Source organism: Shimia aestuarii (genome assembly GCF_022814865.1).
GTDB lineage: Bacteria > Pseudomonadota > Alphaproteobacteria > Rhodobacterales > Rhodobacteraceae > Shimia > Shimia aestuarii_A.
On sequence record NZ_JAKVRD010000015.1, the window covers coordinates 52446 to 74382 of the forward strand.

Sequence of the window (21937 nt, forward strand, 5' to 3'; positions counted from 1 at the left end):
TGCGGCGACCAGCCCACAAAAAAGGCCGCCCCTTGGGACGGCCCTTTGCATGACTGCGGCGCTGGATCAGTCGAACTTGCGCGACGGCGCCAGCACGGTGGCCTCGCCAATAAGAACCTTCTTGCCATCAACCGAGCAGTGGCAATCAAGCTTTACGCGGCGCTTGGCGTGTTCGATGTCGATCACCTTGACCTCGGCATAGACCGTGTCACCGGGGCGCACAGGCGCGAGGAATTTGAGCGTCTGCCCCATATAGACCGTACCATGGCCTGGAAGCTGTTCGCCGATCACCGCAGAGATGAGACCCGCCGTCAGCATCCCATGCGCAATGCGGCCCTCAAAGATCGTGTCGTTGGCATAGTCATCGTCAAGGTGCACGGGGTTCCTGTCGGTCGAGACCTGCGCGAACATCTCGATATCTTCGTCGGTCACGACCTTCTGAAGGTAACGGGACATGCCCATCTCGATGTCTTCGATGCAGATCGTTCCGCGTGGCAGGTTATCCAACATTCCGCCCTCCGGCTTTGGTTGTTCGTGTAATTTTCAAGCAGCCGCAGGCCGCGTTTCGCAACTTTATTACTTTGCAAACGCAGAAAATCAACCCCCAATCGTCTAGCGGAGCTGTCCGATACTAAAGTTCGGAGCGACTTTTTCCTTTTCAAGATAAGCCTCTAGCGCGTCTTTGTTGGGTTGGTGGGTGGTTTGGGTGTCTTCGGCGGCGAGGCCGCCGGTGATGAAAAGCGAATCGATATCTTCGCCCATGGCGCCGCGGATGTCGGTTTGGGCGCCGTCGCCGATGGCGAGGATCGAGGCCGCGGGAATGTCCTTGCCGAGCGCGGCCAACCGGCGGCGGGCGAGGTCATAGATCGGCGGGTGCGGCTTGCCGAAATAGAGGCTTTCGCCGCCCATCTCGGTATAAAGACGCGCCAGCGCCCCGGCGCACCACTCGCGCACCTCTCCTCGATCCACGACAATATCGGGATTGGCACAAAGGAGCTTCAGCCCCTTGGTCTTGGCATAAAGGAAATCGGGCCGGTTCACCGCCGGATCGGCCATCGGATCGAACGGACCACAACAGACGATCCCCTCTGCCTCGGCCAGCGGAACGCGGGTTATCTCGACGGGGTTGTCAATGACTTCAAGGGGTTGGAAGAATTCCTCATCCCGCTCCCATTCACCCATGAAATAGACTTTCTCGCCCACGGCGCCGGTAAACATCGCGGCGCGGGCCGAGTCCCCAGAGGTCGCGATCGTATCATAGGCATCATCGGGCACGCCGAATTTGGCCATCTGCACCGCCACCCCAGCGCGGGGTTTGGGCGAGTTGGTCACAAGCACCACGATGCCACCCTTGCGGCGATAGGCCTGCAACGCGGCCACCGCCTCGGGATAGGCCGTGACCCCATTGTGCACACAGCCCCAGAGGTCCACGAAAAGCGCCTCGTAGCGGTCGGAAACGTCGGAAAGGGCAGAGATGATCTCGGTCATGGGAGGGTCCTGTTGGCCTGTCGCTGGTGGCGCAAGGTATGACAAAGCGGGCGCAGCGATACCAGTGAAAACCGGGGTCTGTATCGCGTCGGTATCACGTCGGTATTGCGTCAGTGCTGCACTGCGGCGGCGCAACGTCGCGCTGGACAGGGGCGCGGCGACCATGAAACCGTGCCGAAGGGGAGGACAAGACCATGGAACAGCACCTATTTCTTGGCGAGGAACACAGCCTTCTGCGCGACCAGATCCGCCGCTTTGTGACCGAGCGGGTCAAACCCGTGGCAGACGCCTGGGAAGAAGACGGCATGGTCCCGCGCGCCATCCTGCGCGAGATGGGCGACCTCGGCTTTTTCGGGATCCGCTATCCGGCCGACTATGGCGGCAGTGAGATGGATACCCGCGCCACCGCCGTGCTTGCCGAAGAACTTGGCCGCTCGACCTATTCCGGCTTTGCGATCACGGCGCTGGTGCACACGGATATGGCCTCGGTCCATCTCTACAATGCGGGCAGCGAGGCACAGCGCGCCGCCCATATGCCGGACGTGATCGCTGGCAAGAAGATCGTCGCTGTCGGAGTCACTGAGCCCGGCGCAGGATCTGACGTCAAAGGCATCCGTAGCTTTGCCCGCCGCGAAGGGGATCACTACGTCCTCAACGGCTCCAAGATGTTTATCACGAACGGGGTGCATGCCGATCTCTACTGTGTCGCCGCCAAGACCGACCGCGACGGCCCGGCGAGCCAGTCAGTGACCATGTTTCTGCTTGAGAAGGGCATGGACGGCTTCACCGTGAGCCGTGCGCTCGACAAACATGGTTGGCGTTCGTCTGATACGGCAGAACTCAGCTTTCAAGACGTGCGCGTTCCGGTCGAAAACGTCCTCGGTGAGGAAGGGCGCGGCTTCTACGCCATCATGCAGAACTTTCAGAACGAACGCATCGTCATCGCCGCCATGGCCGTGGGCGAGGCGCAGGCGGCCATCGACCTGACGCTCGACTACGTGAAAGAGCGCAAAGCCTTCGGCGCACCGCTGTGGGAGAAACAGGCGATCCGGCAGCGCATGGCGATGCTCGCCGCACGGGTCTCGGCGGCGCGGGCCTTCGTCTACCAAGTCGCGGCGCGCGATGCCAATGGCGAGGACGTGGTGCGCGAGGTCTCGATGCTGAAGGCGCTCTGCGGTGAGTTGGTCAATGACGTGATGTATGACTGCCTGCAATTCCACGGCGGCGCGGGCTACCTGCGCGGCATGGCCATCGAACGCATGGCCCGCGATGCGCGCGTGCAGGCCATTGGCGGCGGCGCGACCGAGGTCATGCTCGAGGAAGTGGCGAAACGGATCTAGGGCAATGGCTAGCCTCTTTGCCTATTGAAGAATGTCAGGATATGAAGGTTTGCCCACACATCTGTTTTCTCGCGTTCCCTTTGCATGCAATTGATTGAAAGTTCGATTATCGGCCTGCGATCTGCCCGGCATCGTATGGCCAGCGGCTCAAAACGCCCTGTCGTGACCCTATTTCCGATGGTTCATATCGGCGAACCTGACTTCTATGAAACGGTTTACGCGCAGGCCTGCAAAGCAGATGTGGTTTTGACAGAAGGCATTCAGTCTCCGATGGTTCGACGTTTGACGCGTTCTTATCGATGGATCGATCTGGAAAATCTGGGACTCGTCCTGCAGCCAAGGTTTCCCACTCCCCCGCCAGGATGTCGGGTGTTGAATGCAGATTTAAGCGGGGATGAGTTTGAGGCCGCTTGGAGAGACTTGCCCCTCTGGCTTCGGTTTGCGGCGCCTCAGAGGTCAGCATTTGTGGGACTGAGGCACCGTCTAAGGCTTAGTCGACAGTCGTTGGTGAGCGGGGTCTCATCTTTGAACGACAAGGCAAGCCGGGCCAGCGCCTTCGAATGGGACACGCCCGGCTATGATCTGGCCGGACCTATTCGACGGCTACGCGATGACCGGCTTTGCAGTATTCTGCTTGGATTGCTTGAAGAAAATCACGACCGGGAAATGTCGATCTCGGTGGTTTATGGCGCGTCCCATATGCCCGCCGTTTTGCGCCTATTGCGCACCTATGGTGAATACCGCCCTGCCGGGAGTGAATGGCTCACGGCGATTTCTCTCTGAAAGAAAAAGGGCGCCATGAGGGGCGCCCTTTTGATTACCTATCTCAGAAGCGATCAGACCTTGAGGTTCGGGATGATCTGTTTCTTGCGCGACATGATGCCGGGGAGGACGACGCTGTCGCCGTCGACAGTGGCACCAAAGCTCTTTTCGGCGACGCCTTTGACGAGGTCGTTCGGCACGAAGAGGGTCGCTTCTTCGTTGAGAATGTCGACGACGAAAAGCAGGACTTCATCCACTCCGTCTTCTTTCGCGACATCGGCAAAGGAAGTCATCAGGCTCGCTTTGCGGTCAAGGACGAGTTTCGGCGCGGTGGTCTCAAGCACGGAGACGCGGAACTTGGTGCCGTCGACTTCGTATTCTTTCGAGTCCATGCGGATCAGTTCGGCATCCGAGAAGGCCGAGATGTCGGATTTGGCTTCGAAAAGCTCGGAGGCATATTGGCCAAGGTCGATGTTCAGTTCCGAGGCGAGCTTTTCGGCCAGCGCCTTGTCCACGTCGGTCGTGGTCGGCGAACGGAACTCAAGCGTGTCGGAGAGGATGCAAGAGAGCATCGCGCCCTTGATATTGTCGGGCATCTTGTCGGCATCGTCGCCCATCAGATCATACATGATGGTTGCGGTGCAGGCGAGCGGGCGGATGGTGATGTCGATCGGGCCCTTGGTTTCAAGGCCACCGACGAGCTTGTGGTGGTCGATGATGGCGGTGATATCGGCGTCGTTGATCGCCTCGGGAAGCTCGGCGGGGTTGTTGGTGTCGACGATGACGACCGGGGTATCGGCGGCGACGTCGCTGATGATCTCGGGCTTTTCAAAGCCCCATTTCTCGATCACGAAGGCGGCTTCGGTGTTCGGCTCGCCAAGCAGGACGGGCTTGGCAGCGACGCCTTTGATTTCGTTCAGATACCACGCCCAGATGATGGGCGAGCCGGTGGAATCGGTATCGGGCGACTTGTGGCCGAAAACGAGGGTGGTCATGAGCAATAGTCCTTCATCGAACGGGGAGAATTTGCGCGCGTTATAGGGGCGACGGGGCGCCTTGTCACGCCCCGCTTGGCTGGATCAGGAGGGAAGGACAAAAAGCCCCGCCCCTGATGCCGCATTGCAGCAATGATGGCGATCAGGTGACGCTCAGGCGGGGACTTTGGCCATCGTCTTGCGGATTTCGGCGGCGACCTCTGCTGCATGGGTGATCGGCCCCATATGCCCCGCGGTGGCAAGTGTCGCGCGCCGCGCATTGGGAATACGGGCGGCAAGACCGTCCTGCACCGTTTTCATCAGGGCCGGCGATTGTCCTCCGTCCATCAACACGCAGGGCGCGGTGATCTGGCCAAGACGCGGGATCAGGTTGGTGTTGTCATCGGCCAAAGCAGGCTGGCTCGCCCCGATAAAGGGAATGAGCCGCGTCGCGGTTTTCTGAAGCTCCTCGGGCAAAGCGTCCCAAGGCCGCCCATCGCCCCAGACCCGCAGGAAGATCCGCGCGCCCATTGCCGGATCGCCCGCCTCGATATGGGCGTTGATCTCGTCCATGTGAGCACAGTTCCATTGATGAAGCTCTGGCGCATCCTCCCGCGCCACGGCCATCAAGACCGGCTCGAAGAGCGACAAGCTGCGCACCATTTCAGGTTTCTCGAGCGCGATCAGCAGCGACAGCACGCCGCCAAAGCTATGCCCGATCAGGTCAACCGGCTCGGTGATGAGCGGCAAGAGCGCCTTCAGCGTTTCTTCGGTGAGATCGCCATGCCCGCCCCAAACCGGGCTTTTGCCATGGCCCGGCAGATCAAGCGCGGTGATGGTCAGGTCGTCCTCAAGCTGTTGAGCGACGCCGCGCCACGCCCCGGAATGGGCCAGCGAGCAATGCAGGGCGATCGCCTTGCGCGAGCCAGTTCCGTAGGTCCGCGCATGAAGCGCAAGCGGCGCTTCCATCGTGCTGGCCGTCATGTCTCAGAGCTCCCCGGCGAGATGCAGGTCGAGATGGGCAAGGCGATCCTGCCCGAAGAAGCGCGCGCCATCGTCCGTGATATAGAAAGGCGAGCCAAACGCACCGGCCTCGACCGCCTCCTCAAGATTGCGGGGGTAGGTTTCCGCGCCAAGCAGCAAGCCACTGTCAGCGAGGCTCGGGTCGAACCCTGTCTCCTCGAGACAGGCCCGGATCACACTGTCTTCGGCAATGTCCTTCTCATCGGCCCAGCAGGCCCGCAAGAGCGCCTGCACAAGCGCGCCGGTATCGCCGCCTGCCTTCTGCGCCGCGATGATCGCGTAGGACGAGGGCGCGGCATTGGTCGGCCAATGCGCGGGTTTGAGGTTGAACGGCAGGTCGGCCACCTTGGCCTGACGCAGGAGATCCTGCGCGCGATAGTCCATGCGCGCGGGATGTCTATCGGCCGGGGCGGTGCCGCCGGTCCGCGCAAAAAGCGCGATCACATCCAGAGGCTTGTAGGTGATCTCGGCGCCGTGACGTGCGGCGATCGCCTCGAGACGGTCGCCCGCAAGGTAGGCATAGGGCGAAATCGTCGAAAAATAGTAGTCTATATGTGTCATTTGTTCCCTTCGCGCGCGCGGCATGTCTTTGCCAGAGGGTATGCCCATGTTAAGCGGTGTGCAATGTCACGAATCTGTCACCGCAGGGAATGCGACGCGGCGACAATACGCCCTGGGGACCACATATATGGCACACATTCTCGAACCCAAACTCATCACAGGCACGTCGAATAAGCCGCTCGCCAACGCGATCTGCCGCCGCATGTCCATGCATCGCGGCAAGACCCTCGGCCTTGTCGATGCCCGTGTCGAACGGTTCAACGATCAGGAAATCTTTGTCGAAGTGTTCGAGAACGTGCGCGGCGAGGACATGTTCATCGTCCAATCGACATCGCGCCCGGCCAATGACAACCTGATGGAGCTTCTGATCATGGCCGACGCGCTGCGCCGGTCCTCGGCCAAGCGCATCACCGCCGTGATCCCCTATTTCGGCTATGCCCGCCAAGATCGCCGCGCCAAGGCCCGGACACCGATTTCGGCCAAGCTCGTCGCCAACATGCTCGTCGAGGCAGGCATCGAACGGGTTCTGACGATGGACCTGCACGCGGCCCAGATTCAGGGCTTCTTTGATATTCCCGTGGACAACCTCTATGCCTCGCCGATCTTCGCGCTCGACATCATGGCACAGTTCCCCGGCGATGCGCTCAACGATGTGATGGTGGTGTCGCCCGATGTCGGCGGCGTGGCCCGTGCCCGCGAGCTTGCCAAGCGGATCAACGCCCCGCTCTCGATCGTGGACAAGCGCCGCGAAAAGCCCGGCGAAGTCGCCGAGATGACGGTGATCGGCAACGTCGAAGGCAAGAAATGCCTGATTGTGGACGACATGTGCGACACGGCGGGCACCCTCTGCAAGGCAGCAGAAGTGCTGCTCGAGCACGGCGCGACCGAGGTCCATTCCTACATCACCCATGGCGTCATGTCCGGCCCGGCGGTTGAGCGGATCACCAATTCGGTGATGAAATCGCTGGTTATCACGGATTCGATCGAACCCACCGAGGCCGTGAAATCCGCCGAGAATATCCGCATCCTGCCGACCGCGCCGCTTTTTGCGCAAGCGATCCTCAACATCTGGAACGGCACCAGTGTCTCGTCGCTGTTTGAGACCGAGACGCTTGAACCCGCCTACGAAGGCCTGTTCAAGACGCGCTAAGCGTGGCCAGAGCCAAGAATGACAAGGGCGCCCATTGTGGCGCCCTTTTTTGTCCTATTCGATCTGCCAATCATCGGCGTGGTGCAATTCACCAATCGCGAACCAACTCATCCGAACCCGCGCGATCCGCGTGTCGCCCCATGTGCGAAACACAAGGTCAAATCCGGTTGCGCTGATATGCTCTGCCTTGACCTCCGCGCGGGTGTTATGCGCGCTATCCATGTCCGAAAGCGAAAGACCGACCTGTACGGAGGGCGGTTGGCGGAACGGTTCAGAGAAAGTGACGGTCTTGCGGCGCTCGCGGGGGCCGGTGCCAGTCCACATGTCACCGCCGTCTTCAAAATCCGAAAAGAGGGGCACGTCACCTTGCGCCACCCCGATAAGATGATTTCTTAGTCGCTTCATTTCATCTTCCAGTAGTCGCATTGACCTAACGGAATTCACAGGGCCTTGGCAATTGGAAATAGACCGAATGACGTCAGATCAGGGCGCCAACACCGTCGTTGAATAAGAAAAGGCCCCTTCCGCGCGGGAAGGGGCCTTGTTCCGGTCCTGTCGGTCCGTTGGATCAATCCATGGAGTCGAGCAGGTGAACCATGTCGGCGACGAATTTCTCCGCCGCGTCCTTGTCTTCCGCATCGGCGTTCTCGGCTGCGGCGCGGGCTGCAGAGAGAACATCCTCAAGATCGGCCTTGGTCACGTCGACACCCACATGGGCGTGCTCGGCGATCACCGAAATCGAATCCGCCGAAATCTCGGCGAAACCGCGGGTGACGACAAAGTCTTTTTCGCCGTCAGACGATTGAACCTTCACCACGCCGGGGCGCAGCGAGGTCAGCGTCGCCGCATGCCCCGGCATGGCGGTCATGTCGCCATCTGCGCCGGGGATTTGCACGGCGGTCACCTGAAGCGAAGCGAGGCTCCGCTCAGGGCTGACCAGGTCAAATTGCATCGTGTTTGCCATTTCGGGCCTCCTTAGGCCGCTTCAGCAGCCATCTTCTCGGCTTTGGCGATCACTTCCTCGATGCCGCCCACCATGTAGAAGGCACCTTCCGGCAGGTGGTCGTATTCACCAGCGACAACCGCTTTGAACGAAGAGATGGTGTCTTCGATCGGAACCTGCACACCGTCCGAGCCAGTGAACACTTTCGCAACGTCGAACGGCTGCGAGAGGAAACGCTGGATCTTACGGGCACGGGCCACGGTAAGTTTGTCTTCTTCCGAGAGTTCGTCCATGCCGAGAATGGCGATGATGTCCTGAAGCGACTTGTAGCGCTGAAGGATGTTCTGAACGTCGCGGGCCACCTGATAGTGCTCCTCGCCCACGATCTGCGGGTCGAGAATACGCGAGGACGAGTCGAGCGGGTCAACGGCCGGGTAAATACCAAGCTCGGAGATCGCACGGTTGAGAACCGTCGTTGCGTCGAGGTGGGCGAAGGTCGTGGCCGGTGCGGGGTCGGTAAGGTCGTCCGCGGGAACGTACACGGCCTGGATCGAGGTGATCGAGCCTGCTTTGGTCGAGGTAATGCGTTCCTGCATCGCGCCCATGTCGGTGGCCAGCGTCGGCTGGTAACCCACAGCAGAGGGGATACGGCCGAGAAGTGCGGACACCTCGGAACCGGCCTGCGTGAAGCGGAAGATGTTGTCGACGAAGAACAGAACGTCGGTCCCGGACTGGTCACGGAACTGTTCTGCGAGGGTCAGACCGGTCAGAGCGACGCGGGCACGTGCCCCCGGAGGCTCGTTCATCTGACCGTAGACCAGAGCAACCTGCGATTCTTCGAGGTTGTCGGGCTTGATCACGTCAGATTCGATCATTTCCCAGTAGAGGTCGTTGCCTTCACGGGTCCGCTCACCCACACCTGCGAACACCGAGAAACCCGAGTGCACTTTTGCGATGTTGTTGATGAGTTCCATGATGAGAACGGTTTTACCCACGCCGGCGCCGCCGAAGAGGCCGATCTTACCACCTTTGGAATAAGGTGCGAGAAGGTCGATAACCTTGATGCCGGTCACGAGGATCTCGGTCTCGGTCGCCTGTTCGTCGAATTCCGGGGCCGGCTGGTGAATGGCGCGTGTTTCTTTCGCGTTCACCGGGCCTTTTTCGTCGACGGGCTCGCCAACGACGTTGAGGATACGACCGAGGGTCGCGTTACCAACCGGCACCGAGATCGGTGCGCCGGTGTCCTCGACTGCCGCGCCACGGACGAGACCTTCGGTCGCGTCCATCGCGATGCAGCGAACGGTGTTTTCGCCGAGGTGCTGGGACACTTCCAGAACCAGTTTCTTACCATTGTTTTCGGTGTTCAGTGCGTTCAGGATTTCCGGGAGGGCATCCTCGAACTGCACGTCCACAACGGCGCCGATGATCTGGGTCACCTTGCCTTTTGCGTTTGCCATGTTTCGTCTCCGGTCTTAGAGCGCTTCAGCGCCCGAGATGATTTCAATAAGCTCGTTGGTAATCACAGCCTGACGCGAGCGGTTATACTCGATGGTCAGCTTGTCGATCATATCGCCTGCGTTGCGGGTCGCGTTGTCCATTGCGGACATCCGCGCGCCCTGCTCCGAAGCGCCGTTTTCCAGCAGTGCTGCGAAGATCTGTGTCGCGACGCCGCGCGGCAGCAGGTCGGCAAGGATTGCCTCTTCGCTGGGCTCGTAGTCGTACAGGGTCGACGCACCATCGGCCTCGGCACCCTCAAAGGAGGCCGGGATGATCTGCTGTGCGGTTGGAACCTGGGTCACGACGTTGACGAACTGCGCATAGAAGATCGTCGCAACGTCGAACTCACCGTTGTCGAACCGGCCGAGGATGTCGCGCGCAATACCTTGCGCGTCGTCATAGCCGACACGTTTCACTTCGGTCAGGTCCACATGGCCAACGAACTGGTCACCCAGCTCACGCTTGAGCGCGTCGCGGCCTTTCTTGCCGACGGTCAGGACCTTGACGGTCTTGCCCTCAGCGGAAAGTTCCGCAGCTTTCGCGCGCGCCAGCTTTGCGATGTTCGCGTTAAAGCCACCGCAGAGGCCGCGTTCAGCGGTCATCACCACGAGAAGGTGGGTCTGATCGCTGCCGGTCCCCGACAGAAGCTTGGGCGCAGAGTCGGAGCCGCCGACCGATGCCGCGAGCCCACCGAGAACGGCATTGAACCGCTCGGTATAGGGGCGCGACGCCTCGGCAGCATCCTGCGCGCGGCGAAGTTTCGCCGCGGCAACCATCTGCATGGCTTTGGTGATCTTCCGAGTGTTTTTCACACTCTCGATCCGGTTTTTTAGGTCCTTCAGACTAGGCATTGTCCGAACCCCTTAAGCGAAGTCAGCTGCGTATTCGTCCAGCGCGGCTTTGACGCGATCAGCGGCATCACCTTTGATCTTGGGATCTTCGTCGGTGATCCACTGGAGAAGGTCGGCATGTTTGCCGCGCAGGTGTTGCAGGAGGCCCTGCTCGAAACGACCCACGTCCTTGACGTCGACCTTGTCGAGGAAGCCGTTCACACCGGCGAAGATGACGCAGACGATTTCCGCGTTGGTCAGCGGCGAATACTGAGCCTGTTTCATCAGCTCGGTCAGACGTGCACCACGGTTCAGCAGCTGCTGGGTCGCGGCGTCGAGGTCGGAACCGAACTGAGCGAAGGCCGCCATCTCGCGATACTGAGCGAGCGACAGTTTCACCGGACCAGCCACCGAGGACATCGCCTTGGTCTGAGCCGACGAACCCACGCGCGACACCGACAGACCGGTGTTCACGGCCGGGCGGATGCCTTGGTAGAAGAGTTCGGTTTCGAGGAAGATCTGGCCGTCGGTGATCGAAATCACGTTGGTCGGAATAAAGGCCGAAACGTCACCACCTTGGGTTTCGATGACCGGCAGAGCCGTCAGCGAGCCAGCGCCGAAGTCTTCGTTCAGCTTGGCCGAACGCTCGAGCAGGCGGGAGTGGAGATAGAAAACGTCGCCCGGATAGGCTTCACGTCCCGGCGGGCGGCGGAGCAGCAGCGACATCTGACGATAGGCCACAGCCTGTTTCGACAGGTCATCATAGATGATGAGCGCGTGCTTGCCGTTGTCGCGGAAGTATTCCGCCATCGCGGTTGCGGCGTAGGGGGCAAGGAACTGCATCGGTGCCGGGTCGGACGCGGTGGCCGCGACGACGATCGAGTATTCGATGGCGCCAGTTTCTTCCAGCTTCTTCACCAGCTGCGCAACGGTCGAGCGCTTCTGGCCAACAGCCACGTAGACGCAGTAGAGCTTCTTGCTCTCGTCGTCGCCGGCGGCGTCGTTGTAGGATTTCTGGTTCAGGATGGCGTCGAGAGCCACGGCGGTCTTACCGGTCTGACGGTCGCCAATGATAAGCTCACGCTGGCCACGGCCGATCGGGATCATCGCGTCGACCGACTTGAGGCCGGTTGCCATCGGTTCGTGAACCGATTTACGCGGGATGATGCCCGGCGCTTTAACGTCTGCGACGTTGCGCTGGGTCGCTTTGATCGGGCCCTTGCCGTCGAGCGGGTTGCCGAGACCATCGACCACGCGGCCGAGAAGTTCGGGACCAGCAGGCACGTCCACGATCGAGTTGGTGCGCTTGACGGTGTCACCTTCTTTGATGTCACGGTCCGAACCGAAGATCACGACACCAACGTTGTCGCTTTCAAGGTTGAGGGCCATACCCCGGATACCGCCCGGAAATTCCACCATCTCACCGGCTTGAACGTTGTCCAGGCCGTAGACACGCGCAATACCGTCACCGACGGAGAGCACGCGGCCGACCTCGGCCACTTCGGCTTCCTTGCCGAAGTTCTTGATCTGGTCCTTCAGGATCGCAGAAATCTCTGCTGCTTGGATACCCATTTATCCGACCTCTTTCATTGCATTCTGGAGGGAGGCGAGCTTGGAGGCGATCGAGGTATCGATCATCTTGGAGCCCACTTTAACGACAAGACCGCCGACAAGAGACTTGTCAACGGCCGCATTGATCTTGACGTCCTTGCCGACACGCGCGGCAAGAGTCTTGGCAAGTTTTTCGCTCTGCGCCTTGGTGAGCGGCTTGGCGGTCACCACGTCTGCAGTCACCTCGCCCTTGTCCTCAGCGATGAGTTCGCGCAGGCGCGAGATCAGCTGGGGCAGGACAAACAGGCGGCGCTTTTCGGCCATCAGGGCCAGCACGTTCTTCAGCACCGGCTGAAGACCCATTTTCTTGGCGATTTCGGCAATGGCCTTGGCCTGGTCGTCGCGGCTATAGAGCGGCGAGGAAATCAGGTCGCGCAGTTCTGCACTGTCGTCCAGTGCGCTGCTCAGGTCGTCAAGGCCACCTTCCAGTTTGGAAAGCGTCTTGTTCTCTTTCGCGATCTCGAAGACCGCGGTGGCATAGCGTTCGGCGATGCCGGAGGAGATCGAAGCTGGTTCGGACACGTCCACCCTTCCGCGTTCTGGCCCCGAATTTCGGCATACAATTGTATGCTGCACTCGGGGGCGTTTCATAACCCCGTTGGATCGGGGCAGTAAAATCCAGCGACGATGTAGCAGAGCCTTGCCCACCTAGCAACATTGTTTGCCGATTTACGGTTTTCGCGAAAACCCCATATTTTCAAGGCGTTTTGCCAAGTGCGACCCTTTGCTCGCGACCCTGCGTCAAAAAAAATTCCGGGAATCCGTGGATTTTCGCGATTCCCAAAGGCGACAAGGTGGAAAATGTTAGCGACAACAGGAGAAAATAGGCAAAGAACAGGCCGCGCGGGACGGCACCCGGCCCCGCCCTGACCCGGAGGGAAGGCTCAGACGGGCGCTGTCCCCGGTTTCGGGCTCAGCACGCCAAGCGGTTTGGGGACTTTGACATGAACCCCCGGCCCGCGCGGTGCGTGCACGCGCTTGGACGCCTCGATCATCAACACGCCCCCCGCCAGAACCGGCGCAATGGTGCGGCCGATACCTTCCCAAAGCGCCCCCGTCTTGCGCCAGAAGCGTTTGTGCGACGGCGGTTGATAAAGCGTGGCGCGGTTGCGTTCGGGCATGAACCCCGCGGCGCGCAGCTGGGATTCGAGCTGACCGATGGAATAGGGCCGACCATAGCCAAACGGTGTGGCATCACTGCGCGACCAGAGGCCAGCGCGGTTCGGCACCACGAAAAGCGCCCGCCCACCGGGGCCAAGAACGCGATAGGCCTCATCGAGAAGGTCCGCAGGCCGTTCGCAGGTCTCGAGCCCGTGCATCATCACAAGTCGGTCAACCCGCCCTGTCTCAATCGGCCAGAGCGTTTCTTCGCAGAGCACCGAGACATTGGCGAGCCCGGCAGGCCACGGCATGACCCCCTGTGGCGCGGGCATCAAGCCGATCACCCGACGCGCATCCGCGAGGTAGGGCCGCAAGAGCGGCACGGCAAAGCCGTATCCCGCAACCGTCATCCCCTTTGCCTCGGGCCAAAGTTCGCGCATCTCGTCGCGCACCGCTTTCTGTGCCGCGCGGCCAAGGGTGCTGCGGTAATAGAAGTTCCTGAGGTCCTGCACGTCGAGATGCATTGCAACTGTCCATATGATCGGCAAGTCTGGGGGCACCATAGCAACGTAAAGGCGAAAATCCATGCCCCTCGAGACAGTGACGATCCCCTGCCTTGCCGACAACTACGCATTCCTCGTTCACAATACGGACAGCGGTGAGACTGCGCTTGTCGATGCGCCCGAATCCGGCCCCATCCTAAGCGCCCTCAACCAACTCGGCTGGACGCTCGATACGGTGCTGTTGACGCATCACCACTGGGATCACGTCGACGGGCTTGCTGCCATTCTCGAGGTGCACAAGGCGCGGGTCATCGGCGCCAAGGCCGACGCACACCGCCTGCCTGCGCTCGACCTCGCAGTGTCCGAGGGGGATACAGTAACGGTCTGCGGCGAGGAGATGACGGTTCTCGATGTGTCGGGCCACACGGTCGGCCATGTCGCCTTTCACTTTCCCGCGACCGGCGTCGTCTTTACCGCCGATAGCCTAATGGCGCTTGGTTGTGGGCGCCTCTTCGAAGGCACGCCCGCCCAGATGTGGCAGAGCCTCGGCAAGCTCGCGGCGCTTCCGGGCGAGACCATGGTCTGCTCGGGGCATGAATATACCGAAACCAACCTGCGCTTTGCCCTGACCGTCGATCCCGACAATCCCGCGCTCAAGGCGCGCGGCGAGGCGATTGCCAAGGCGCGCAAGGAGAACCGCCCGACCGTTCCGTCGATTCTCTCCGAAGAAATGGCCACAAACCCGTTCCTGCGTGCCGACGACCCGGCCATTCGCGCCCAACTTGGCATGCAAGATGCGACAGACACAGAGGTTTTCACCGAAATCCGCCGCCTGAAGGACGCGTTCTAGGGCGGGATTCACTGCCCAAAGCCTCCCCCGAAACCGGCCCGCCAAAGGAAATGTGACCGGGAAAATGCAGAAAGTCCTTGAAGACCGGGCAAGATAGACCAAACTTTAAGAACATGAGGCCATGGTCGAACGGACACGACGCCCGAACGACCCAGAACCCGAAGGAGGACAAGAGCAGTGCCTTCATTCTCGAACACGCTCGAACAGGCAATCCACGCGGCGCTGGCCCAGGCCAACGCGCGCAAGCACGAATTCGCCACCCTGGAGCACCTTCTTCTTGCCCTGCTTGAAGAACCCGACGCCCTGCGCGTCCTTCAGGCCTGCGGCGTCGACCTCGAAGAGCTGCGTGGCAGCCTCGTGGAATATATCGACGAAGATCTTTCCACCCTGGTGACAGATATCGAAGGCTCCGAAGCGGTCCCGACCGCCGCCTTCCAGCGCGTGATCCAGCGCGCCGCGATCCATGTGCAATCTTCAGGCCGGACCGAGGTCACGGGGGCCAATGTCCTCGTCGCGATCTTTGCCGAACGCGAAAGCAACGCGGCCTTCTTCCTGCAAGAGCAGGACATGACCCGCTATGACGCCGTGAACTATATCGCGCATGGGGTCGCCAAAGACCCCGCCTTTGGCGAGGCCCGCCCGGTAAGTGGCGCAGATCTCGGTGACGAAAGCACCGTGGACGCCACCCCCGAGGGCGACAACAAGGAAAGTGCGCTTGCGAAATACTGTGTCGATCTTAACGCCAAGGCGCGCGCCGGGGATATCGACCCGCTGATCGGGCGCGATTCCGAGGTCGAGCGCTGTATTCAGGTGCTCTGCCGCCGCCGCAAGAACAACCCGCTCCTCGTCGGCGATCCGGGTGTTGGCAAGACCGCCATCGCCGAGGGCCTCGCGCATCAGATCGTCAAGGGCGACACCCCCGAGGTTCTGGCCAATACGACGATCTATTCGCTCGACATGGGCGCGCTTCTCGCGGGCACACGGTATCGCGGCGACTTTGAGGAACGCCTCAAGGCCGTGGTAACCGAGCTTGAGGATCATCCGGACGCGGTTCTTTTCATCGACGAAATCCATACCGTGATCGGTGCCGGCGCAACCTCGGGCGGCGCCATGGATGCCTCTAACCTCCTGAAGCCTGCGCTTCAGGGCGGCAAGCTGCGCACCATGGGATCGACCACCTACAAGGAATTCCGCCAACACTTCGAAAAGGACCGCGCCCTCTCCCGCCGGTTCCAGAAGATCGACGTGGTCGAGCCTTCGGTGCCCGACACGATCAAGATCCTGAAAGGGCTCAAGCCCTATTTCGAAGACCATCACAGCGTGAAATTCACCAATGATGCGATCAAGACGGCGGTTGAGCTTTCGGCGCGCTATATGAATGACCGCAAACTGCCCGACAAGGCGATCGACGTGATTGACGAAGCGGGTGCCGCGCAGCATCTCGTGGCCGCCTCCAAGCGGCGCAAGACCATCGGCGTCAAGGAGATCGAGGCCGTGGTCGCCAAGATCGCCCGCATCCCGCCCAAGAACGTCTCCAAGGATGATGCCGAGGTTCTCAAGGATATGGAGAAGACCCTCAAACGCGTGGTCTTTGGTCAGGACAACGCCATTGAGGCGCTGTCGTCGGCGATCAAGCTGGCCCGTGCGGGCCTGCGCGAACCGGAAAAACCCATCGGCAACTATCTCTTTGCCGGGCCGACCGGTGTCGGCAAAACCGAGGTCGCCAAGCAACTCGCCTCGACGCTTGGGGTCGAATTGCTGCGCTTCGACATGTCCGAATACATGGAGAAACACGCCGTTTCCCGCCTGATCGGCGCGCCTCCGGGCTATGTCGGTTTTGATCAGGGCGGCCAGCTGACGGATGGCGTCGACCAGCACCCGCATTGTGTCCTCCTTCTCGACGAGATCGAAAAGGCGCACCCGGATGTCTATAACATCCTGCTGCAGGTGATGGACCACGGCTCGCTCACCGATCACAATGGGCGCACCGTGGATTTCCGCAACGTGATCCTCATCATGACCTCGAACGCCGGTGCTGCCGAATTGGCAAAATCCGCCATCGGCTTTGGCCGCGACCGTCGCGAGGGCGAGGATACCGCCGCCATCGAGCGCACCTTCACGCCGGAATTCCGCAACCGTCTCGACGCGGTGATTTCCTTCGCGCCGCTGCCCAAGGACACCATCCTGCAGGTGGTCGAGAAGTTCGTGCTGCAACTTGAGGCACAGCTCATGGATCGCAACGTGACCATCGAACTGACCCCGAAAGCGGCCGAATGGCTTGCCGACAAGGGCTATGACGACAAGATGGGCGCCCGCCCGCTTGGTCGCGTGATTCAGGAGCATATCAAGAAGCCCCTCGCGGAAGAGCTGCTGTTTGGCAAGCTCGCCAAGGGCGGCGTGGTCAAGGTCACGGTCAAGAATGGCGAGCTGAAGCTGACCTTCGACGGCCCCGACAACCCACGCCTGACAGGGACCAAGCCGCCGCTTCTCACCGCTGAGTAATGCACCGGCTCGCCTTAGCAACGGCCGCCGCGCTTGCGGCGGCCCCTGCTTTTTCCGAAGGCATTACCCTCGCGCTGCCCGTCGATTGCGCGCTTGGAGAGACCTGTTTTATTCAGAACTATGTCGATGCGGACCCCGGCCCCGGCGCACGGGATTTCACCTGCGGCCACCTGACCTATGACGGTCACAAAGGCACCGATGTGGCTCTTGCCACCCATCTTGAGGCCCTGTCCGGTGTGAACGCGCTCGCCGCGGCCCCTGGCGTGGTCACCGCCACGCGCGATGGTGTGCCAGACCACTTTCTTGGTGCCGAAATGGATTTTCCCGAGGGACAGGACTGTGGCAATGGCGTCGTGATCGATCATGGCGATGGCTGGGTCACCCAATATTGCCACATGCAAATGGGCTCTATCGCGGTACAGCGAGGCGAGAAAATCGAGACCGGCGCCGTCATTGGACAGATCGGCATGTCCGGGCGCACCGCTTTCCCACATCTGCACATCTCCGTGCGCCATAACGGTACGCTGGTCGATCCGTTCAATACCGACGACCGCCTCACCTGTGGCTCGCAAGGCGATGATACCCTCTGGCAAAAGAACACCCCCTATCGCGCAGGCGGCCTTATCAACGCCGGGTTCAGCTTTGGTGTTCCAAGCTACGATCACGTCAAATGGGGCAAGGCCCACGCCCCTCGCATCTCTGCGGCACAAGGCGGGCTGGTGCTTTGGGGGCACCTCTTTGGCACCCGTCCCGGCGACACGATGCATTTCAAGATTGAGGGCCCCAATGGCCTCTTTTCCGAACACGATGCGACCATCGACAAGACGCAGGCCCAAGCCATGCGCGCCGCCGGGCGCAGACTGCACGCGGGCAACACCGTTCCGGGCCGCTATATCGGCACAGTCACCCTGATCCGCGACGGGCGCGAACTTGGCCGCCTCACGGCCGAAACAACACTGACCGACTAGGCCGCCTTATTTCTCGGTGATCTTCAACTCAATCCGGCGGTTCTTGGCCCGCGCCTCGCGCGTGTCGCGGGGGTCGAGCGGTTGGTACTCGCCAAAGCCGTTCGCCGAAAGACGGTTCGGCGGGATGCCAAGGAAATTCACCATGTAGCGCACCACCGACAGCGCCCGCGCCTGACTCAGCTCCCAGTTATCTGCAAACGCTGCGCCGTTGATGATCGGCACGTTGTCGGTATGGCCATCGACCCGGATCACCCAGTCGATCGTATCGGGAATATCGTCCGCGACACTGCGCAGGATCCCCGCGATCTTTGCAATCTCGCGCTCGCCCGCTGTCGATAGCTCGGCCCCGCCGGGCGGGAAAAGCACCTCGGAGGAAAACACGAACCGGTCGCCGACGATCCGCACGCCCTCTTGCCCTGCAAGCACCTCGCGCAGACGGCCAAAGAACTCCGAACGATATTGCTCAAGGTTCTTGGCCTCTTCCTCAAGCCGCTTGCGCTCGGCCTCTTCGAGTTGCCGCCGCCGACGCTCCTCGGCCGCGGCACGGGCCAGCGCCGCGTTGAGGTCGGTGCCAAGACTCTGAAGCCGGACCTGCGCCGCCGCATCGCGTTCCTTGGCATCGTCAAGCAACGCCTGAAGCGACCCCAATTGCTGGCGCAGGGCGGCAACCTGTTGGTTCAAGAGCGCCACTTCGCGCTGGCTCTCGGCAGAGCGCGCCTCGACATCGGCAAGTTCCGCATTCGCCGCCTTGAGAAGCGCGGCACGTTGCTCGGCTTCGCTGAGTTGGGTCTCGGCGTTCTGTTCTGCCGCGACTTTGGCGGCCAAAGCGGCGACAAGCTGAGCCTCGATCTCGGCCTTGTCGGCGGCCAGCGCCTCGGCCTCGGTGCGGCGTGCGGCGAGGTCTTCGTCGGTGGCAAGCTTCGCCGCAACCGCCTCGGCCAGACGGGCGCGCAAATCCTCGAGGTCGGCCTCGCGTGCGGCAATCGCAGCGCTCATCTCTTCGCCTTGCGCGGCGCGGTCCGCTTCTGCCGCGGCCAACGCGGCCTGCGCCTTGGCCAGCGCCTCCTCGGTGGTTTCCTCTTCGAGAAGCGCCGCCGCGAGCCGCAGATCGAGGTCGTCGCGCGCTTTCTCCGCCGCCGCCAGAAGGGTCAGCGTTTCCTCGGCCTTCTTGCGCTGAGCCTCAAGCGCGAGGGTCATCGCGGTCAGTTCCGCATCCGCCTCTTCAAGGCGCTTGCGCAAGGCTTCGCTCGCCGCCGCTTCAACGAGGCGCTGTTTCTCCTGCTCATCCAATTCCGCTTCGAGGCTTTCGGCACGGGCAAGAAGCGCGGCGCGGTCCTCGGCGCTCGCCTCGGCCTCGGCGTTCAAATCGGCAATCATCGCTTCGAGCGCCTCGCGCCGGGCCGCCGCCAAACGGGCCGCCTCGGCCTGTGAATCGATCTCGTCGCGCGCCGTGGCAAGCGCAAGATTAAGCGCCTCTTGCTCGCTTAGAAGTTCGGCCTTTTCCCCCTCGAGGGCGTCCACCTGCGCAAGCGCCGTATCCCGCTCCGCAAGAAGCGCCGCGACCTGTGCCTCAAAGCTTGTGATCTGGGTCTGTGCTGCGGCGAGGGCGTCTTCCCGCGCCGCGAGATCGGACGACAGCGAAGCAATCAGCGCGGTTTGTCGGGCCACTTCGTCCTGCGCATCGTTCAACGTCGCCCGAAGTCCGCCAACCTGCTGTTCAAGGGCCGCATTGGCCTGTTGCTCAAGGCCCAGCGCCTGCGCCAGCGCGGCAACCTCGGCAGAGAGCTCATCAAGCTCTGTCTCTTGTCCGGAAATCGTCTCGCGTAGAACGAATTGCACCACCATGAAAATGGTCAGCACGAACATCAGCACAAGCAGAAGCCCGGTCATCGCATCCACGAAACCGGGCCAGATCGACGCTTGGAAACGTTGTCCGGTACGGCGGGACAGGGCCATAGCTTAGCCCTCCTGCCCCTGCGATGGATCATCCTGCGCTGGCTTGCGCTTGCCCCGACGCGCGCCGCCGCCTGCATTGGCGGCCTGCTGACCCTGCTTGAGAACGCGGCCCAGCGCGGCAAGATCGGTGCGCAACTCAATCATGCTTTCCTGTCGCCCGGCGGAAATCTCTTCGAGAATACGCAGCATCTGAACGTCGATCGAGCGCAGGCGCATCCGGCTCTCGGCGTCGATGCCACCGTCCGCGTCCGTCTCTGCCCGCGCCTCGAGCGTCGCGATAAGATGTTCCTGACCTTCGGCCACCCGCAAGAGCGCCTGCGTCGTCGGCGCGTTGGCCTCCATCCGCTCGGTCATCCGTGTCATGCTCTCGGCAAGCTGGCCAAGCTTGTCATCAACCGCGGCCTGCCGTTCCCCGGCCTCGGTAAAGAGCGTGCGCAGGCTGTCCATCTGCTCGCCCATCTGGTCGAGGACAAGGGCCATCGCCGCCTCGTCGATGCCGCCCTCCCCTTCGCCATCTCCCGAGCTATAGCCAAGGCGTGTGATCGACGAGAGCCATTCTTCAAGCTCGCGGTAAAAACGGTTCTGCCCATGCCCGGCAAACAGTTCCAAAAGGCCGACAATGAGCGAGCCCGCCAGACCAAGCAACGACGAGGCAAAAGCCACGCCCATACCGCCAAGCTGGCTCTCAAGTCCGGTCATCAGCCGCGAGAAGACCTCGACTCCGCCTTCGCCCTCTTGTGGTGCAAGGCTGCGGATCGTGTCGACCACCGCCGGAACCGTCGTGGCAAGGCCATAGAACGTCCCCAGAAGGCCAAGGAAGATGAGCATATTGACGAGGTAGCGCGTGATCTCGCGCCCTTCGTCGATCCGTGTCGCCACAGAGTCGAGGATCGAGCGCGTCGAGGTGGCGCTGATCTGGCTATAGGTGCTGCGTGACTTGAGAAGTGTCGCTAAGGGCGCAAGGAGCGAGGGCGCGCTTGATGGTTCCCCGCCTTCGCTTCCAGTCGCGAACCGCTCGATCCAGCGCACCGAATTGATGAGCGAAAAGACCTGCCCAAAACAGGCGAGAACCCCGATCACGAAGACAAGGAAGATGAACCCGTTGAGATAGGGGTTGGCGATAAAGACTGGCTGCACCTTCGGAAAGGCGACATAGGCCAATAGCCCGACAAGTCCGAGCACGATCAACATCAGGATGATCTGGCGGACAGGATGAGAGAAATGCAGCTCGACTTCGCGGTCCTGCTGGTCCATCTGGACAGCCCCCGGCACGTTGTTTTTCTGCGCTCACCCTACTGGCTCGCAGGGCAGGTGCCAAGGTTTTATCACCGGACCGGGCAGTCGTGCCGCGTCACGTCCCCGTCAGTGCCCGGACGCGCGCCGAAAGCCAGTCGAGATCGCCATCTTCGATGCCAAGTTCCGTCAGGTGCGATGCCGTGTTGTGCAGGTAGTCGGTATTCGGCCCCCGCCCACCCACAGCGCGGGCGATGATCTGGGCCTGTTCCTCCAAGTCGAGATGGCAATATTGCACGTGGTCGGGGTCGATCACGTAGGTCACCGCCTCAATACGTCGCCCATCGCGTAGTTCGACCTCGAGATTGGTCTCGAAATAGGCCGACGAGACGAGTTCCCGCTCGCGAAGGTACGCGAGCGTCTGCGCCTCCTGCCCCTCGGCCACGGCCAGCGCGACACCCTGGCAATGCGCGCCGTCCTCGGCATCAAGTGCCAGTACAAGCCCCGGTGCCTCGACCGTGCCGCGATGGTGGATCGAGCGCATACAGAAACTCCGGTGCCAGCCCCAAAGCGTGCCGACCGCCTGTTCCTGCACTTCGAAACCGGGGTTCCACAGTAGGGAACCATATCCGAAAACCCACATCG

General features: G+C 61.4%; 21 protein-coding genes. 6 read left to right on the forward strand and 15 right to left on the reverse strand.

Annotated elements, in window-relative coordinates:
* Window positions 1-66: 66 nt before the first annotated feature.
* Window positions 67-510, reverse strand: a complete 444-nt coding sequence (locus MK745_RS14225; RefSeq protein WP_243613962.1) for a MaoC family dehydratase — start codon at window positions 508-510, stop codon at window positions 67-69.
* Window positions 511-612: 102 nt separating this feature from the next.
* Window positions 613-1488, reverse strand: a complete 876-nt coding sequence (locus MK745_RS14230; RefSeq protein WP_243613963.1) for a TIGR01459 family HAD-type hydrolase — start codon at window positions 1486-1488, stop codon at window positions 613-615.
* Window positions 1489-1682: 194 nt separating this feature from the next.
* Between MK745_RS14230 and MK745_RS14235 the strand changes: the two genes are divergently transcribed.
* The gene (locus MK745_RS14235) at window positions 1683-2828 is read left to right on the forward strand and encodes an acyl-CoA dehydrogenase family protein (protein ID WP_243613964.1); all 1146 of its coding nucleotides are present in this window, start codon (window positions 1683-1685) and stop codon (window positions 2826-2828) included.
* Window positions 2829-3353: 525 nt separating this feature from the next.
* The gene (locus MK745_RS14240) at window positions 3354-3611 is read left to right on the forward strand and encodes a hypothetical protein (protein WP_243613965.1); all 258 of its coding nucleotides are present in this window, start codon (window positions 3354-3356) and stop codon (window positions 3609-3611) included.
* Window positions 3612-3664: 53 nt separating this feature from the next.
* On the opposite strand, the gene MK745_RS14245 is transcribed toward MK745_RS14240, so the two are convergent.
* From MK745_RS14245 to MK745_RS14255, 3 genes are all read right to left on the reverse strand, one after another.
* Window positions 3665-4585, reverse strand: a complete 921-nt coding sequence (locus tag MK745_RS14245; RefSeq protein ID WP_243613966.1) for a manganese-dependent inorganic pyrophosphatase — start codon at window positions 4583-4585, stop codon at window positions 3665-3667.
* A 153-nt stretch (window positions 4586-4738) separates the two neighbouring features.
* A complete protein-coding gene (locus tag MK745_RS14250; protein ID WP_243613967.1) occupies window positions 4739-5548 on the reverse strand; it encodes an alpha/beta fold hydrolase in 810 nt (269 codons plus the stop codon).
* A gap of 3 nt (window positions 5549-5551) precedes the next feature.
* Window positions 5552-6148, reverse strand: a complete 597-nt coding sequence (locus MK745_RS14255; RefSeq protein WP_243613968.1) for a 2-hydroxychromene-2-carboxylate isomerase — start codon at window positions 6146-6148, stop codon at window positions 5552-5554.
* A gap of 127 nt (window positions 6149-6275) precedes the next feature.
* Between MK745_RS14255 and MK745_RS14260 the strand changes: the two genes are divergently transcribed.
* Window positions 6276-7298 (forward strand): ribose-phosphate pyrophosphokinase, encoded by a 1023-nt coding sequence (locus tag MK745_RS14260; RefSeq protein WP_243613969.1) that lies wholly within the window; start codon window positions 6276-6278, stop codon window positions 7296-7298.
* Window positions 7299-7352: 54 nt separating this feature from the next.
* Here MK745_RS14260 and MK745_RS14265 read toward each other — a convergent pair whose 3' ends face one another.
* The 7 genes from MK745_RS14265 to MK745_RS14295 form a co-directional block, all read right to left on the reverse strand.
* A complete protein-coding gene (locus MK745_RS14265; protein ID WP_243613970.1) occupies window positions 7353-7703 on the reverse strand; it encodes an H-type lectin domain-containing protein in 351 nt (116 codons plus the stop codon).
* 163 nt (window positions 7704-7866) lie between these two features.
* Window positions 7867-8262, reverse strand: a complete 396-nt coding sequence (locus tag MK745_RS14270; RefSeq protein ID WP_243613971.1) for a F0F1 ATP synthase subunit epsilon — start codon at window positions 8260-8262, stop codon at window positions 7867-7869.
* Between the two features lie 11 nt (window positions 8263-8273).
* Window positions 8274-9698: a F0F1 ATP synthase subunit beta gene (gene atpD / locus MK745_RS14275; protein WP_243613972.1), complete on the reverse strand. Its 1425-nt coding sequence runs from the start codon at window positions 9696-9698 to the stop codon at window positions 8274-8276.
* Between the two features lie 15 nt (window positions 9699-9713).
* Entirely contained in the window at window positions 9714-10589 is an 876-nt protein-coding gene (locus MK745_RS14280; RefSeq protein ID WP_243613973.1) for a F0F1 ATP synthase subunit gamma, read from the reverse strand.
* A 12-nt stretch (window positions 10590-10601) separates the two neighbouring features.
* Window positions 10602-12140: a F0F1 ATP synthase subunit alpha gene (gene atpA / locus MK745_RS14285; RefSeq protein WP_243613974.1), complete on the reverse strand. Its 1539-nt coding sequence runs from the start codon at window positions 12138-12140 to the stop codon at window positions 10602-10604.
* Entirely contained in the window at window positions 12141-12707 is a 567-nt protein-coding gene (locus tag MK745_RS14290) for a F0F1 ATP synthase subunit delta (RefSeq protein WP_243613975.1), read from the reverse strand. It lies immediately after the preceding gene.
* Between the two features lie 356 nt (window positions 12708-13063).
* The gene (locus tag MK745_RS14295; RefSeq protein ID WP_243613976.1) at window positions 13064-13804 is read right to left on the reverse strand and encodes a class I SAM-dependent methyltransferase; all 741 of its coding nucleotides are present in this window, start codon (window positions 13802-13804) and stop codon (window positions 13064-13066) included.
* Between the two features lie 61 nt (window positions 13805-13865).
* Here MK745_RS14295 and gloB point away from each other — a divergent pair, with 61 nt between their 5' ends.
* From gloB to MK745_RS14310, 3 genes are all read left to right on the forward strand, one after another.
* Window positions 13866-14633: a hydroxyacylglutathione hydrolase gene (gloB, locus tag MK745_RS14300; protein ID WP_243613977.1), complete on the forward strand. Its 768-nt coding sequence runs from the start codon at window positions 13866-13868 to the stop codon at window positions 14631-14633.
* A 177-nt stretch (window positions 14634-14810) separates the two neighbouring features.
* On the forward strand, window positions 14811-17135 hold the full coding sequence (gene clpA / locus MK745_RS14305) for an ATP-dependent Clp protease ATP-binding subunit ClpA (protein WP_243613978.1): 2325 nt from the start codon (window positions 14811-14813) through the stop codon (window positions 17133-17135).
* Window positions 17135-18103 carry a M23 family metallopeptidase gene (locus MK745_RS14310; RefSeq protein ID WP_243613979.1) on the forward strand — a complete coding sequence of 323 codons (969 nt, stop codon included), beginning with the start codon at window positions 17135-17137 and terminating at the stop codon, window positions 18101-18103. The genes clpA and MK745_RS14310 overlap by 1 nt, the downstream gene beginning before the upstream one ends.
* A gap of 6 nt (window positions 18104-18109) precedes the next feature.
* Here MK745_RS14310 and MK745_RS14315 read toward each other — a convergent pair whose 3' ends face one another.
* The 3 genes from MK745_RS14315 to MK745_RS14325 form a co-directional block, all read right to left on the reverse strand.
* Window positions 18110-20059 (reverse strand): peptidoglycan -binding protein, encoded by a 1950-nt coding sequence (locus MK745_RS14315; protein WP_243613980.1) that lies wholly within the window; start codon window positions 20057-20059, stop codon window positions 18110-18112.
* A gap of 3 nt (window positions 20060-20062) precedes the next feature.
* Window positions 20063-21313 (reverse strand): biopolymer transporter ExbB, encoded by a 1251-nt coding sequence (locus MK745_RS14320; protein ID WP_243613981.1) that lies wholly within the window; start codon window positions 21311-21313, stop codon window positions 20063-20065.
* Window positions 21314-21410: 97 nt separating this feature from the next.
* Window positions 21411-21935 (reverse strand): gamma-glutamylcyclotransferase, encoded by a 525-nt coding sequence (locus tag MK745_RS14325; protein WP_243613982.1) that lies wholly within the window; start codon window positions 21933-21935, stop codon window positions 21411-21413.
* Window positions 21936-21937 lie beyond the last annotated feature (2 nt).